Genomic DNA, 13,704 nt, shown 5'->3' on the forward strand with positions numbered 1-13,704 from the left:
CTCAGCGGGAAGCCGCCGACCCGGCAGCCGACGCGGCCGAGGCGGAAGCGGCAGGCCTGGACGCGGCGCTCGCCGACCAGGGCACCGGCTTCACCGGCCCTGGCCCGCGCAACTTCTGGAAGCCGTCCACCATCACCTGCTCGCCGGGCTTGATGCCTTCGAGCACCACCCACTGCCCGCCTTGTGCGGAGCCCACCTTCACCGGACGCGGCGAGACCTTGCCGTCTGCGCCCACCACCATCACCGTGTCGCCCTGGTTGGAGCGGTTCACCGCCTGCTGCGGCAAGGTGATGGCGTTGTCCACCTGCGCCTGCTCCAGCCGCACGCGCACGTACATGCCCGGCAGCAGCAGGCCATCGTTGTTGGGCACTTCGGCGCGCAGCGTGATCTGGCCCGAGGTCGGGTCCACGGTCAGGTCGGAGAACAGCAGCTTGCCAGCCTGGCCGTACTCGGTGCCGTCGTCCAGCACCACGCGCACGCTGGCGGACTCCGTGCCCGCTGCGCGCTTGAGCTGTCCGCCGGCCAGCGCACGGCGCAGCTTCAGCACGTCCGTGGTGGACTGCGTGAAGTTCACGTACATCGGATTGATCTGCTGCACCACCGCGAGCTGCGTGGCTTCGCCCTGTCCCACCAGCGCCCCTTCGGTGACCAGCGCGCGGCCGATGCGCCCGCTGATGGGCGAAGTGACGTTGGCATAGCCCAGGTTGATCTGCGCCGTCTGCACCGCGGCCTGCCCGGCGGCGACGTCGGCCTGCGCGGACTTCTGCGCGGCCACTGCGTTCACATAGTCCTGCTTGCTGATGGCGTTGGCTTCCATCAGCGGCTTGTAGCGCTCGGCCTGCGCAGCGGCCTGTGTCAGGTTGGCTTGTGCGCGGGCGAGGCTCGCCTGGGCGCTCATCGAGGCGGCGCGGTAAGGCGCGGGGTCGATTTGAAACAGCGGCTGGCCGGCACGCACGTCGCTGCCTTCACGGAACAGGCGCTTTTGCAGGATGCCCGCCGCACGGGCGCGCACCTGCGCCACGCGCGAGGCTTCGAGCCGGCCGGGCAATTCGGTCTGCAGGCCCACCTCGTGCGGCGCGGCCACGACCACGCCGACTTCCGGTGGCGGCATGCCGCCGCCCGGGGCGCCGCCGCCGGCCGCCTGGTCCTTGTTGCCGCAGGCGACGAGCAGCGCGGCCGTGCAGGCCAGTGCGATGGTCAAGCGGTGGTTGGAACGGACGCCTGAAAACGACGGCGCCAAAGAAGCATCGGTCTGGCCAGACACAGACATGCGCAAACCCTCGAGGTGGTCGGCGCCCGGACTTGGCGCCATGGAAAGATTGTTGGTGGACGCGGCTCGCACGCGTCCGAGCGCGCAGACTATCGCAAGGAGATTCTGGTCCGTTCCTCGGGGTCTTTGCCAGTCATCAGTGCGAAATACGGCGCCTGGATGCGATGGCGCCGTGGTTTCATCCAGGTTTCAGACAAACCACACGTTGTGCACGTGCTGCGTGTCCATGTACTCCTTCACCTCGGCGATCCTGCCGTCGCGCACGGTGATGAGCGCGTGGTATTCGTTCTCGTAGACCCGGCCGTTCGCCAGTTCGCCGTAGGAATGCACCTCCAGCGCCACCTTGTCCCCTTCGGCGATGAGGCTGTCCACCGACATGCGCAGGCCGCGAGGCATCTGCGCCGTCATGGCCTTGAACATGCGCGCCATCTCCGGCTTGGTGTGCCAGCCGACGGTGTTGTTGCTGCCGGCCTTGCCCGCGATCCAGAAGCGCGAGTCCTCGGCCATGGTGTCGAGCACGCCGTCGATGTCGTTCGCGTCGAAGCGCTCGTAGAAGCGGCGGGCGACTTGCTTGTTGAGTTCCGTGTTCATCGAATGCACCTTTCCAGTCAGTTTTCAAAGGGAGGGTGGTCCCATTGAAATTGCTAGAGCGCACTCGATGTCAAGCGCTCATTTCGGCTCGAAGCGGCTGACCAGCATCAGCGGCATGTTGCGGGCACGGTCCGTTCCCACGCCATAGGCCAGGAAGTCGGCATACACCTCGATCGCGCCGCCGGGCCTGGCGTCGGTGTTCAGGTCGGCCACGAGCACGTCCTGCACCCAGGCGGTGAGGTCGTGGCCGCCGTCGGACCTCAGGCGGATGCAGTGCTCCACCGGCGCCTTCTGCAGGAAGTCCGGCTGGCCCATCGCCTCGAGGATGGCCTGCAGCGCCTGCGTGTTGCACCTGGCCGGCGCTTCCACGAGCTTGGCAACGAAGCGAACGTGCCGCGGCTGCACCAGCGTGATGCCGGGCTCTTCGTCCTTGGTGGCCTTGTCGAACTGGGCGAAGACCTCGTCCAGCTGGATGGCGTCGTGCGTGGGCGCCTCCTGCGCGAAGCAGGGCGCGACGGCGAACCAGGCGGCCAGGGCAGCGACGAAGGGGCGGAACATGAAGCAAGCGTAGGCCGATCGGCGGGGTGGGCTCAATGGCCGATGCGGCCCAAACCATGGCAAAGGGGGCCACGCCGGCGGGCGCACTCCGCACGTTAATCTCCTTTGGTGGAGGAATTTCTCTTATAGTGGACGAATGGACATCGAAGCCGTCATCGCCCAGCGCCTGAAGACCTTGCGGACCGAGCGGGGCTGGTCGCTGGACGAACTGGCCCAGCACTCCGGCGTGAGCCGCGCCATGATTTCCCGCATCGAGCGGCAGGAAGCCAGCCCCACGGCAGGCTTGTTGTCCAAGCTGGCCGATGCGCTGGCGGTGACGCTGTCGGGCCTGATGAGCGGGCCGCAGGCGCCGCGGCATCAGGTCAGCCGGCGCGATGCGCAGCCGCAGTGGCGCGACCCGCAGACCGGCTACCTGCGCCGGCTGGTCTCACCAGCCGGCGGCGAACACGACACCGACATCGTTGCCATCGACCTGCCGGCCGGCGCCAAGGTGCGCTACGACGCGCACACCGCGCCCTATGAACAGCAGGTTCTGCTGCTTCAAGGGCGGTTGCGCCTGACGGTGGGCGGCGAGGCACTGGAACTGAACCCTGGCGACTGCACCCGCATGCCGCTGGATGCCGACCACATCTTCGAGAACCCCGGCCAGGGCACCGCGCACTACCTCGTCGTCGTGCGCAAGGCCCATTCGCCGCATCACCCGCCTGGAGTGCCCCGATGAACCCTGCCCCGCGCATCGCGCCCGAACGCGCCGACCAGCCCGACGTGGTCGCGCTGATCGAAGCGCTGGATGCCTACCAGAAGCCCATGTACCCGGCGGAGAGCCACCATGGCGTGGACATCGCCACGCTGATGCAGCCCAACGTGCTGTTCGTGGTGGCGCGCGATGAACACGGCAGCGCCGTCGGCTGTGCCGGACTGATGCTGGCCGACGGCTACGGCGAGATCAAGCGCATGTACGTGGACCCGGCGAGCCGCGGTCGCGGACTGGGCCGGGCCTTGCTGGATGCGTTGGAGGCCATGGCCTTGGCGCGCGGCTGCACGCTGCTGCGCCTGGAGACCGGCCCCAAGCAGCCCGAGGCACTGCGCACCTACGAGCGCCAGGGCTTCGTGCGGCGGGGGCCGTTCGCCGACTACTGGGACGACCCGCACAGCGTCTTCATGGAGAAGGCGCTGGTCGGGTAGTCCCGGCTGGCCTTACTTCACCGGCGCGTAGTCCACCGGCACGTAGCTGTAGCCCTTGCCCTCGCGGAGCAGGTGGCCGATGCCCGGGAAGGGCAGGTGCGCCACGCCCACCAGGTAGCCCTGCTTGGCAGCTTCGGCGAAGGCCTTCTTGCGCTCCTTCGCTGCGGACTTGGAGTCGCTGTCGAACTGGATGGTCACCTCAGGCCGCTGGAACTGCACCGCGGGCACGTGCATCAGGTCGCCCCACAGCACGAGCTTCTGGCCCTGAGACTCCACCGTGTAGACCGTGTGGCCCGCGGTGTGGCCGTAGGTGCTCACCGCCTTGACGCCCGGCACGAGATCGGTGTTGCCGGTGAAGGACTTGAACTTGCCGGCCGCGACGTACGGGTTCAGCGAGGCCTGGGCGCCCTTGAAGAAGCCCTTCATCGCCTCGGGCGCCTTGTCCAGGTTGGCCTGGCTCAGCCAGAAGTCGGCGTCATGCTGGTCGGCGCGCACGACGGCGTTCGGGAACGCCAGCTTGTCGCCGCTCATCAGGCCGCCCACGTGGTCGAAGTGCATGTGGGTGATGTAGATCTCGTCCACCTGCTCGGGCTGGTAGCCCGCGGCCTTCAGGTTGTTGACGATGCCGCCCAGCGTCGGGCCGCCGAGTGCGCCCGTGCCGGTGTCGATGAGCACCAGCTTGCTGCCGGTGTTCACCAGGAAGGCATTCACCGAGGTCGGCACCGGCTCCTTCTGGAAGCGCTGCGCGAGCATCTTCGTGACGTCATCCTTCTTGACGTTGGTGAGCAGCTCGGTGGGCTTGAGGTCGATGGCGCCATCGAACAGCGCGGTGACCTCGAAGTCGCCGAGCATCATGCGGTAGTAACCGGGCGCCTGGGTCTTGACCATCGGGGCTTCGGCGTGGGCAGCGTGCGCGAACGCCAGGGCGCCGGCCAGGGCCAGCAGCCCATGATTGATGCGGTTCATTGGGATTCCTCCAGGGACTGTTGCGTGACTGTTGCGTTTGTGAGCGGCGCGAAGAATAGGGGCGGAGGGTTTCCCCTTGTCTCGGTAGGGGCGGGGTGTCAGACCCCGGCCTTGGCCAGCACCACCACCGACACGCCGCGTGCCGGCGCCACGCCGTCGCCGTTCTGGTACGAGTGCGGCAGGTTGCCCGGGAAGGCCAGCACGTCGCCGGTGTTCAGCGCGTAGCGTTCGCCGGCCACCATCAGGTTCACGCGACCGTCGATGCAGGTGAAGAACTCGCGCGTGCCCGGCAGGTGCGGCGTGCCGCCCATCACCGCGCCGGGGGCGAAGTCCATCACTTCCATCATCTCGTCGGGCACGGGCTCGGGGACCAGCGGCCGGATGGTGACGCCGCGGCCCTTGGTGTGCGTGGCGACCTCGTCGGCATTCCAGCGGCGGACCATGGCGCGCGGCGAGGCGAGCAGCTCATCGATGGGCACGCCCAGGGCGCCGGCCACCTTGACCAGCACAGACAGCGACGGGTTGCCCTCGCCCGATTCCAGGTTGGCGATGGTGGAGCGTGGCACCGCCGCGGCCTTGGCCAGGCCGTCCTGCGTGAGCGAGCGGGTGTGGCGCAGGCTCACCAGGTTGCGGGCGAGGTGGGCGGCGGTCTTGTTGTCGGTGGATTCGGAATCGGCCATGGCGCGGATTCTGCGCTGGGCGTGTCCGCCACGCCAACCTTCTGCCAATCCGCTGGACAAGCGCCTCGCCGCGCAAGGAGCCGATCTCCATCATCACCCCATCGCAGTCAAAGACATCGGAGATCACATGAACACCCTCAAGAACCTTCGCGTGGCCGTCACCGGCGGCACTTCGGGACTGGGCCTCGCCCTCGTCGAGGCGCTGCACAAACAAGGCGCCAAGGTCGCCTTCATCGCCCGCGATGCGCGGCGCGTGGGGGCGCTGGCCTCGCGCCTGCCGGGCACCCACGGCATCGTCGGCGACGTGTCGTGGAAGCTCACCACGCACGCGCTGGCCATCCAGGTCAACTCGGCGCTGGGCGGGCTGGACGTGCTCATCCACAACGCCTCCAGCCTCGGCCCCGTGCCACTCGCACCGCTGGCCGACACCGAGTGCGAGGACTTCGAGGCCGCGCTCGCGGCCAACGTGGTCGGGCCGTTCCGGCTCACCAAGGCCTTGCTCGGCTCGCTCGCGTCGTCGGCCCGTGAAGGCCGCACGGCGCTGGTGGTGAACATCACGAGCGATGCCGCCGTGTCGGCCTACCCGAACTGGGGTGCCTACGGCGCGAGCAAGGCCGCGTTGGCGCACATGAGCCGCATCTGGGACGAGGAACTGCGTGAGCACGGCGTGCGCGTGATCGCCCACGACCCCGGCGACATGGACACGCCCATGCATGCCCTGGCCCTGCCCGACGCGGACCCCGCCACGCTCAAGCGGCCGGCGATGTCGGCCGAGGAACTGATCGAACGCATCCGCCACATCGTGGCGAAGGAGGAGGTGACCGTATGAAAGCCGCCCATGTGCCCAGCCAGCGTCCGCGCGACGCGAAGCTGTTGGTGGTGGATTCGCAAGGTGGATTGCGGCATGCGCCGCGGGCCGAGCTGGCCGGGTTCCTGCAACCCGGCGACGTGCTCGTGGCCAACGATGCCGCCACCTTGCCGGCGAGCCTGAGCGGCCTGCATGCGCGCACGGGTCAATCGATCGAGGTTCGCCTGGCCGGCCGCCGATCGCTCGCGGTCGACGACGTGCGCGAGTTCACCGCCATCGTGTTCGGCGCGGGGGACTTCCACACCCGCACCGAAGACCGCGCGTTGCCACCCGAGCTTCGCGCGGGCGACGTGCTTCGCCTGGGGCCCTTGACCGCCACCGTGCTGCGGCTGCTGGACCATCCGCGCCTCATCGCCTTGCGCTTCGAGGGCGTGGTGGACGACATCTGGGCCGGCATCGCGCGGCACGGCAAACCCATCCAGTACGCGCACGTCGGAGAGCCGCTGGCACTGTGGGATGTGTGGACCCGTGTGGCCGCATTGCCCGTGGCCTTCGAGCCGCCGTCGGCCGGCTTCGTGATCGACTGGCGCCTTCTGTCGGCACTGAAGGCACGCGGCGTGGTGTTCGCCACGCTTACGCATGCGGCCGGCATTTCGTCGACGGGCGACGAGGTGCTCGACCGGCGGCTGCCGCTGGACGAGCCCTATCACCTGCCGGCGGCCACGGTGCGCGCGGTGACTCAGGCGAGGCAGCGTGGCGGGCGTGTGATCGCGCTGGGCACGACGGTCGCCCGCGCGCTGGAGCACGCGGCCTCACGGCCCGGCGGCTTGCGTGCGGGCGAAGGCCTGGCGGATCAGCGGCTGGGGCCGCAGACCCAGCTGCGCGTGGTCGACGGCATCGTGAGCGGCACGCACGAACCAGGCACCAGCCACTTCGAACTGCTGCGGGCGTTCACGAGCGATGCGGTGCTGTACCGCGCCACCGATGCGCTGGAGCGCCAGGGCTACCTGACGCATGAGTTCGGCGACTCGGTGCTGATCGAGCGTGAGCCTGCCAAGGTGGCGTTGGCGGCATGATCCGAGGGTGTCACGCTTGCCTCGTCGCGTGTTCGCCCGGAGGCTATGGAACCGCAAGCTCCGCGATTTGACCGGCTCCGAACGCCACCAGGGAGTTCCGCGCCGGGTGAAGCAGGCGCGCAGTGAAGCCGGGCAACTCGGCCAGCTGGGTGCGGGACGCGATGTCCCACACGGTGGTTCCGGTCGGTGTCGCAGCGTACAGGCGTGTGCCATCGCTGAACAGTTCGAGGACGCCGCCTGCATGGACTTCCATCGGCCAGCGCTCGCCCGGCGAGCGTTTGTCTTGCGTCACGTCGATGATGCGCACGCCAGGCCCCTGGCCCGCTTCCGAGAATTCTTCTTCGTCCCAATCGGCCAGTCCCCAAAGCGCCAGATGTTGTTCGTTGATCCAGCAGGCGGGAATGGTCCAGTCGTCACGATAGATGAGTTCGACGATTGAGGCGCCGTCTTCGCTCTCCCACGGATTCGAACCCAGCCAGTCCTGCACCGACCAGACTCGAGGTATTGCAACCGGCTGCCAGACCCAGCCGTCATCGAACAAGCGGGTTCCTTTCGGGCTAAGTCGAAGACGCCCATGGAAATAGTCGAGGTAGTGCTCAGGCCGGCCGCTGGTGGATGACCAAGGAGCGATGTGGCGATCCGTCAGCGATCGGCCGGTTGCCGGGTCGGCTACATCGAGTCGATTCCAGTCGCTGCGGTGGATGAAGACGTTGCGCTCCTCGAAGCGGGCAAAGCATGCACTGAAAGGCACGGTGTCTTCGTGGTAGTTCCCGCCGTCCAAGCGCATGGTGACCGTTCCGGAACCGAGATCGACGACCGTTCCGTGGCGGCCGTGATCCGTGACGACGGCTGCGTATTGCCCATCCAGGGAGGCGTGCAATCGATGTGCGGGTGCACCGAAGTGGCTGCCGTCGTGGGCAGCCGTGAGCTCATGCAGTTCGACGGTGCACAGGCACGCCACAGTTCCGGCCTCGACGTTGATGCCCGTCAGAGCACCGTCGGCGGTCAACACGAGCAGGTGGCCGTGTCTTGCCTGGATGGCGCAGGCATCCAGGATGGGGGCGCCGGTCCAGGTGACCGATCGCATGGGAAGTGCGAGCCCGTCGCGAACCTGAAGATGGCTTTGATGGATGGCGAGCAAGAGGTGCCCTTTGATGAGTTTGACTGGTTCGATGCGGCAAGCCCTGGCGGCCTGACACCACTCACGCAATCGCAATCGCAAACGCGATCGCGTCGGCGAATGCCGCAGGGATGATGCCGGTGTGGCTGCCCGGGTAGGACTGCTGCTGCATGTCGAGGCGAGCGTAGTGGCGTCCTTGGAGTACCTGGATGAAGCTGACATTGGCCTCGATGTTGCCCCCGGTGGCATAGGACATGTGCAGCCGGACGGGCAGTTCGGTGTACACCGTGGCATAGGCCTGATCCCAGGCGGAGACCGTGGAGGGCATGCAGCCGATGGAGGCGTCGCTGGACAGGTAGGCGCTGAAGTGATGGTCGGCCGGTGCCTGCGCGAAGAGCGCGTACAGCACGAAGCTGCCGCCATGCGAGTGGCCCAGCAGGACGCGCCGCGCCGGATCGCCGCCGATGGTGGTCTCGACGTAAGGCGTCAGTTCCCGGCGGATGAAATCGAGAAACGCCACCTCGCCGCCGCCATTGGGCGTGCAGAGGTTGACCGGCACGTAGTCGGTGTTGCGCAGTGCCCTCGAATTGCCGATGCCGACGATGATGGCGTGGGCGTGGCTCGATTCGGCGATGTCGACCAGGATGTCGAACCAGGTGTCGCCATCCAGCGCGTACACGACCGGCAACCCGCTGCGCGGCCCGGCGCTGGCGGGCGGCAGGTAGATGTTCAGCGGGTAGGTGTTGCCGTTGATGTTCGAGGTGATGCTTCGGGTGTCGAGCGAGCCCTGCATCGGCGGGGGCGGCGGCCCGCCTCCTCCTCCGCCGCAGCCGCCCAGCGCCACGCCCAAGAGTGCCAGGCCGGCTCGTTGCAACATGGCGCGCCTGCCTAATGCAGGAACCGTTCGATCAAGTGATGTCATGCGATACCTTGCTTGCATGCGGCACGAACCGCCGCGAGCAGTGCCTTTGCCGCCGGGCTGACGCCGGCGCCGCGGCGAGTGATGCCGACGACGGGCACTTCCACCTGCAGGTCGTCCACCCGGATGGTTGCGAGCTGTCGGCGATCAACCTCTTCGCGAATGGCACTGTCTTGCATCAGCGCGATGCCCAGGCCCGCCTCGACGAGGCGCTTTTGCGCGGTGAGGCTGTCGATCGCCGTCCATTCCACCTGGGCAATGCCACGGGACATGAATTGGGCAAAGACGGAGCCCGCAAAGAACTCCTCGTGGCGATCGATGACCGGGAACGCCAGCCAACGTTCTCCCGCCAGCTTCGCCAGGCTCGGGACCCGGCGTCGCGCCAGGGGATGGTCGTTCGAGCAGGCCACGACCAGTCGCTCGGTCACGACCCGTTGGGCTGACAGGTCCGGGCTGCGCTCGTCGAAGTACCTGAGGCCCACCGTGGCTTCCCCGGTCCTCACCAGGTCGCTCACTTGCGCACTCGTTGCGGTCCTGAGTTGCAGGTCGACGCCAGGGAACTGACGCCGGACTTCGTGGAGTGCGGCGGTGAGCCGGCTGTCCGCCAAGGTGCCCACCGCGGCGATCCGAAGCGCGCCCAGCTTGCCCGAGCGCAGCCCTTGCGCCGCTGACCGCGCATCGGCCACAGCCGCCGCGACCCGCTCCGCGTACGGCAGCAGCGCCTTGCCGGCATCGCTCATGACAAGCCGGCGCCCCACCCTTTCGAACAGCGGCACGCCGGCCTGTTCTTCGAGCACGGTCAGCCGGCGGCTGATGGCCGACTGGGTGCGCGACAGCGTGAACGCCGCGGCGGACACGCTGCCCGTGCGGTGCACGCAGAGGAATGTCTCGAGGCCTTCGGAGTCCATCGGCATCTGATGCGTCATTCGCATGTCTGAGTTCGAAATTATGCGTTTGACGCAAGACTTCGCCAAGAAGAACATGCCCCTGTCCACAGCCAACGGAAGATGCGCGATGAGCAAGACCGCCCGTGATCGAGGCCAGTCCTTTCTTGAACTGCACGAGGACAAGGCCGGTTTCGTGATGCCCAACGCCTGGGATGCCGGCAGTGCGGTGCTGCTCGCATCGGAAGGCTTCGAGGCGATCGGCACCACGAGTGCCGGCATCGCCTTCTCGCTGGGCAAGCCGGATTACGCGGTGAGCGAGTTCTGCTTCGCGGTCTCACGCGATGAAGCCATCGACCGCCTGCGCCAGATCGTCGACGCTGTCGACATCCCGGTGAATGCCGACCTCGAATCCGGTTACGGAAGAACGCCGCAGGAGGTGGCGCAAACAGTGAGGATGGCCATCGATGCGGGCGCCGCCGGCGCCAACATCGAGGACGTGGACCGGGCGACCGGTCGCCTGTACGACCTGTGCCTGGCGGCCGAGCGGCTCCTGGCCGCGCACGAAGCAGCGATCGCCAGCGGCAGGACCTTCGTGCTCAACGCCAGGACCGACGCCGTGCAGTGCGACCCGGCCCGTGGACTGGACGCCGCGATCGAACGCGCGCAACGCTTCATCCGAGCCGGCGCGCATTGCATCTTCGTGCCGGGCGTGGCGGATGCCGTGCGAGCCAGGCATCTCGTGCAGAACATCGGTGCGCCGGTGAATCTGGTCGTCGGCCTGAACGAGGCCGGGTCGAGCGCGCGGGACCTGATTGATGCCGGCGTCCGCCGGGTGAGCGTCGGCGGATCGATCGCCCGTGCGGCGCTTGGCCTGGTTCGGCGCGCGGCGCGTGAGTTGCGCGATGCCGGCACCGTCTCTTACGCCAGAGATCAGATCCCGCAGCCGGAGCTGAACCGGATTTTCGAGCAGGCCTGGAAGGACCGCCTCAACCCGTCGCTGGATGCGCGGGCATGACGTGCCGTTTCAAGTCCGCTCGAACTTGAACACCGCCACGCTGGCGCGCAGGTTCGGCCAGCTGCGAACCGCGTCGCCGCCCTGGATGCCGAACGAGTCCAGCACCCGCAAACCGCACTTGCCGGCCAGCACCTCGAAATCCGCGTAGGTGCCCACGCGGATGTTCGGCGTGTTGTACCACTCGTAGGGCAGCGCCTTCGTCACCGGCATGCGCCCGGCCGCGATGTGCAGCCGGTTGCGCCAGTGCGCGAAGTTCGGGAAGCTCACGATGCCGATGCGGCCGACCCGCGCCGTCTCTCGCAGCATGCGTTCGGTGTTTCGCAGGTGCTGCATGGTGTCCAGCTGCAGCACCACGTCGAAGCTCTGGTCCTCGAACATCGCGAGGCCGTCTTCGAGGTTGAGCTGGATCACGTCCACGCCGCGCCTGGTGCAGGCCAGCACGTTCTCGTCGCTGATCTCCACGCCGTAGCCCGTGCAGCGTCGTGTGTCGCGCAAGAGCGCGAGCAGCTCGCCGTTGCCGCAGCCGAGGTCGAGCACGCGCGACCCTTCGGGAACGAGCTGCGCAATCAGCTCCATGTCCTTGCGCTCGCTCATTGGGTAACCTCCGTGCTGCGCACTGCGGTGCGAGCCCCTTCGGGCGGCCGGGCGGGGCTCATACGGCCACTCCCTTGAACACCGGCTTGCCCGCCTCGGACTCCTTCGCGATGTTGTCAAAGCGCGCACGCAGCACGTTGTGATACCGCGAGTCGTCCAGCAGGAAGGCGTCGTGTCCGTGCGGCGCGTCGATCTCCGCGTAGGCCACCTTGTGCTTGTTGTCCACCAGCGCCTTCACGATCTCGCGCGAGCGTGCCGGCGAGAAGCGCCAGTCGGTGGTGAAGCTCACGAGCTGGAAGTGGCACCTGGCGTTCGCGAAGGCGGCGCTCAGGTCGCCGCCGAAATCGCGCGCCGGGTCGAAGTAGTCCAGCGCGCGGGTGATCAGCAGGTAGGTGTTGGCGTCGAAGTAGTCGCTGAACTTGTCGCCCTGGTAGCGCAGGTAGCTTTCGATCTCGAACTCGATGTCCTGCGTGCTGTAGTTCAGCGTGTCGGCCTTCATGCCGCGGCCGAACTTGGCCTCCATGGAGTCGTCGCTCAGGTAGGTGATGTGGCCGATCATGCGCGCCACGCGCAGTCCGCGCTTGGGCACCACGCCGTGCTCGTAGAAGTGCCCGCCATGGAAGTCGGGGTCGGTGATGATGGCGCGCCGTGCCACCTCGTTGAAGGCGATGTTCTGTGCCGAGAGGTTGGGCGCGGTGGCCACGGCGATGCAGTGGCGCAGGCGGTCCGGGTGCCGCAGCGACCAGCTCAGCGCTTGCATGCCGCCCAGGCTGCCGCCCAGCACCGCGGCGAGCTGGCGGATGCCCAGCGCGTCGAGCAGCCTGGCCTGCGCGTCGACCCAGTCTTCCACCGTCACCACCGGGAAGTCCGCGCCGTAGGGCCGGCCCGTGTCGGGGTTGGTGTGCATGGGGCCGGTCGAGCCGAAGCACGAGCCCGGGTTGTTCACGCCGATGACGAAGAAGCGGTTGGTGTCCAGCGGCTTGCCCGGGCCCACCAGGTTGTCCCACCAGCCGGTGCTTTTCTCGACGCCGGCGTGAACGCCCGCGACGTGGTGCGAGGCATTGAGCGCATGGCACACGAGCACCGCATTGCTCTTGTCGGCATTGAGGGTGCCGTAGGTCTCGTAGACCAGGGTGTAGTCGCGCAGCTGCGCGCCGCTGCGCAGCGGCAGGGCCTGCGCGAAGTGCAGCGACTGGGGCGCGACGGTTCCAACAGATTGCATCGGAGGTGAAGACCCAACAAAAAAACCGGCGCCGCCAAAGCGGGACACCGGTCGTGTGGGTCCTGTCTTTAGCTGGTTTTATAGAGCGCCCGCAAGCCGGAACAAATCAGCGCTGAAGGGCAGTATAGCTTCAGGGATTTGCACAAAACTAGTCAATCGACTAATAATGCGGCATGCCACGCCCTTCCAAGAACGTCGACCTCGCCTTGCTGCAAGCCGGGCGCGAGCTGTTTCCTGCGGTGGGCTGTGCCGGTTTGTCGGTTCGCGCCGTGGCCGAGCACGCGGGTGTGAACCAGGGCATGTTCCATTACCACTTCAAGACGAAGGACAACTTCCTGCGCGCCGTGCTTCAGCAGGTGTACGAGGAGATGTTCGACGGGCTGTCGCACGCGATCGAGCACGAAGGCGCGGCGCTGGACCGGCTGCGCGAGGCCTTGATCGTCGTGGGGGGCTTGTTGCGCGAGCACCGCAAGGTGTTCGCTCGGGTGTGGATGGATGCCGTCAGCGGCGAAGCGGTGGCGGTGGATTTCATGCGCGGCAACGCGCCGCGCCACCTGGGGCTGCTGCTGGGCCTGCTGCAAGAGGCGCAGGCCGAGGGCGTGCTGCGGGAGCTGCCGCCGCTGCAGCGCTTCGTGATGCTCATGGGCTCGGTGCTGCTGCCCATCATCTTCGCGGCCGGCCTGGCGGACGTGGCCCTGGAAGGCACGCCGTTTCGCAAGATGTTCGACCAGCAGGTGCTCAGCGATGAAGCCATCGCGCAGCGCGTCGACCTGGCCATCGAGACGCTGGCACGCGCCTGAACGAAGGAGGTTG

16 protein-coding genes and 1 riboswitch are annotated in these 13,704 nt (G+C 67.5%); of the genes, 6 read left to right on the forward strand and 10 right to left on the reverse strand.

Translation table 11 applies throughout. From position 1 onward, the window contains the following. Window position 1 precedes the first annotated feature (1 nt). The 3 genes from DZC73_RS22350 to DZC73_RS22360 form a co-directional block, all read right to left on the reverse strand. On the reverse strand, window positions 2-1,270 hold the full coding sequence (locus DZC73_RS22350) for an efflux RND transporter periplasmic adaptor subunit (RefSeq protein ID WP_124542604.1): 1,269 nt from the start codon (window positions 1,268-1,270) through the stop codon (window positions 2-4). Between the two features lie 189 nt (window positions 1,271-1,459). After that, the gene (locus DZC73_RS22355; RefSeq protein WP_124542605.1) at window positions 1,460-1,861 is read right to left on the reverse strand and encodes a nuclear transport factor 2 family protein; all 402 of its coding nucleotides are present in this window, start codon (window positions 1,859-1,861) and stop codon (window positions 1,460-1,462) included. Between the two features lie 78 nt (window positions 1,862-1,939). Beyond that, window positions 1,940-2,419, reverse strand: coding sequence for a hypothetical protein (locus DZC73_RS22360; protein WP_124542606.1), 480 nt, complete (start codon window positions 2,417-2,419; stop codon window positions 1,940-1,942). A 136-nt stretch (window positions 2,420-2,555) separates the two neighbouring features. On the opposite strand from DZC73_RS22360, the gene DZC73_RS22365 reads away from it, so the two are divergent. Together DZC73_RS22365 and DZC73_RS22370 are read left to right on the forward strand one after the other, a co-directional pair. Continuing rightward, window positions 2,556-3,140, forward strand: a complete 585-nt coding sequence (locus DZC73_RS22365; protein WP_124542607.1) for a helix-turn-helix domain-containing protein — start codon at window positions 2,556-2,558, stop codon at window positions 3,138-3,140. Then, window positions 3,137-3,604 (forward strand): GNAT family N-acetyltransferase, encoded by a 468-nt coding sequence (locus DZC73_RS22370; RefSeq protein WP_124542608.1) that lies wholly within the window; start codon window positions 3,137-3,139, stop codon window positions 3,602-3,604. Before DZC73_RS22365 ends, DZC73_RS22370 begins: the two co-directional genes overlap by 4 nt. 12 nt (window positions 3,605-3,616) lie before the next feature. Here the strand turns inward: DZC73_RS22370 and DZC73_RS22375 are convergent, their stop codons facing one another. Together DZC73_RS22375 and DZC73_RS22380 are read right to left on the reverse strand one after the other, a co-directional pair. Beyond that, window positions 3,617-4,570: an MBL fold metallo-hydrolase gene (locus tag DZC73_RS22375; RefSeq protein WP_124542609.1), complete on the reverse strand. Its 954-nt coding sequence runs from the start codon at window positions 4,568-4,570 to the stop codon at window positions 3,617-3,619. A gap of 98 nt (window positions 4,571-4,668) precedes the next feature. Beyond that, window positions 4,669-5,250 (reverse strand): helix-turn-helix domain-containing protein, encoded by a 582-nt coding sequence (locus DZC73_RS22380; protein WP_124542610.1) that lies wholly within the window; start codon window positions 5,248-5,250, stop codon window positions 4,669-4,671. Between the two features lie 127 nt (window positions 5,251-5,377). Between DZC73_RS22380 and DZC73_RS22385 the strand changes: the two genes are divergently transcribed. Together DZC73_RS22385 and DZC73_RS22390 are read left to right on the forward strand one after the other, a co-directional pair. Continuing rightward, window positions 5,378-6,079 (forward strand): SDR family NAD(P)-dependent oxidoreductase, encoded by a 702-nt coding sequence (locus tag DZC73_RS22385; protein WP_124542611.1) that lies wholly within the window; start codon window positions 5,378-5,380, stop codon window positions 6,077-6,079. Further along, entirely contained in the window at window positions 6,076-7,134 is a 1,059-nt protein-coding gene (locus tag DZC73_RS22390; protein ID WP_124542612.1) for an S-adenosylmethionine:tRNA ribosyltransferase-isomerase, read from the forward strand. The genes DZC73_RS22385 and DZC73_RS22390 overlap by 4 nt, the downstream gene beginning before the upstream one ends. 43 nt (window positions 7,135-7,177) lie before the next feature. Here DZC73_RS22390 and DZC73_RS22395 read toward each other — a convergent pair whose 3' ends face one another. From DZC73_RS22395 to DZC73_RS22405, 3 genes are all read right to left on the reverse strand, one after another. Beyond that, window positions 7,178-8,275, reverse strand: a complete 1,098-nt coding sequence (locus tag DZC73_RS22395) for a hypothetical protein (RefSeq protein ID WP_124542613.1) — start codon at window positions 8,273-8,275, stop codon at window positions 7,178-7,180. A gap of 61 nt (window positions 8,276-8,336) precedes the next feature. After that, a complete protein-coding gene (locus DZC73_RS22400; RefSeq protein WP_161974701.1) occupies window positions 8,337-9,131 on the reverse strand; it encodes an alpha/beta hydrolase in 795 nt (264 codons plus the stop codon). 41 nt (window positions 9,132-9,172) lie between these two features. After that, a complete protein-coding gene (locus DZC73_RS22405; protein WP_198414924.1) occupies window positions 9,173-10,156 on the reverse strand; it encodes a LysR family transcriptional regulator in 984 nt (327 codons plus the stop codon). Window positions 10,157-10,187: 31 nt separating this feature from the next. Between DZC73_RS22405 and DZC73_RS22410 the strand changes: the two genes are divergently transcribed. Further along, complete coding sequence (locus tag DZC73_RS22410) at window positions 10,188-11,075, forward strand: isocitrate lyase/PEP mutase family protein (RefSeq protein WP_124542615.1); 888 nt, start codon at window positions 10,188-10,190, stop codon at window positions 11,073-11,075. Window positions 11,076-11,084: 9 nt separating this feature from the next. On the opposite strand, the gene metW is transcribed toward DZC73_RS22410, so the two are convergent. After that, entirely contained in the window at window positions 11,085-11,669 is a 585-nt protein-coding gene (metW, locus tag DZC73_RS22415; RefSeq protein ID WP_124542616.1) for a methionine biosynthesis protein MetW, read from the reverse strand. 58 nt (window positions 11,670-11,727) lie between these two features. Continuing rightward, complete coding sequence (gene metX, locus DZC73_RS22420; RefSeq protein ID WP_124542617.1) at window positions 11,728-12,891, reverse strand: homoserine O-succinyltransferase MetX; 1,164 nt, start codon at window positions 12,889-12,891, stop codon at window positions 11,728-11,730. 50 nt (window positions 12,892-12,941) lie between these two features. Beyond that, window positions 12,942-13,014, reverse strand: a riboswitch (SAM riboswitch). A 50-nt stretch (window positions 13,015-13,064) separates the two neighbouring features. Here metX and DZC73_RS29800 point away from each other — a divergent pair. Continuing rightward, on the forward strand, window positions 13,065-13,691 hold the full coding sequence (locus DZC73_RS29800) for a TetR/AcrR family transcriptional regulator (RefSeq protein ID WP_161974702.1): 627 nt from the start codon (window positions 13,065-13,067) through the stop codon (window positions 13,689-13,691). Window positions 13,692-13,704 lie beyond the last annotated feature (13 nt).

The sequence above is a fragment of the Rhizobacter terrae genome (assembly GCF_003852895.1).
GTDB lineage: Bacteria > Pseudomonadota > Gammaproteobacteria > Burkholderiales > Burkholderiaceae_C > Albitalea > Albitalea terrae.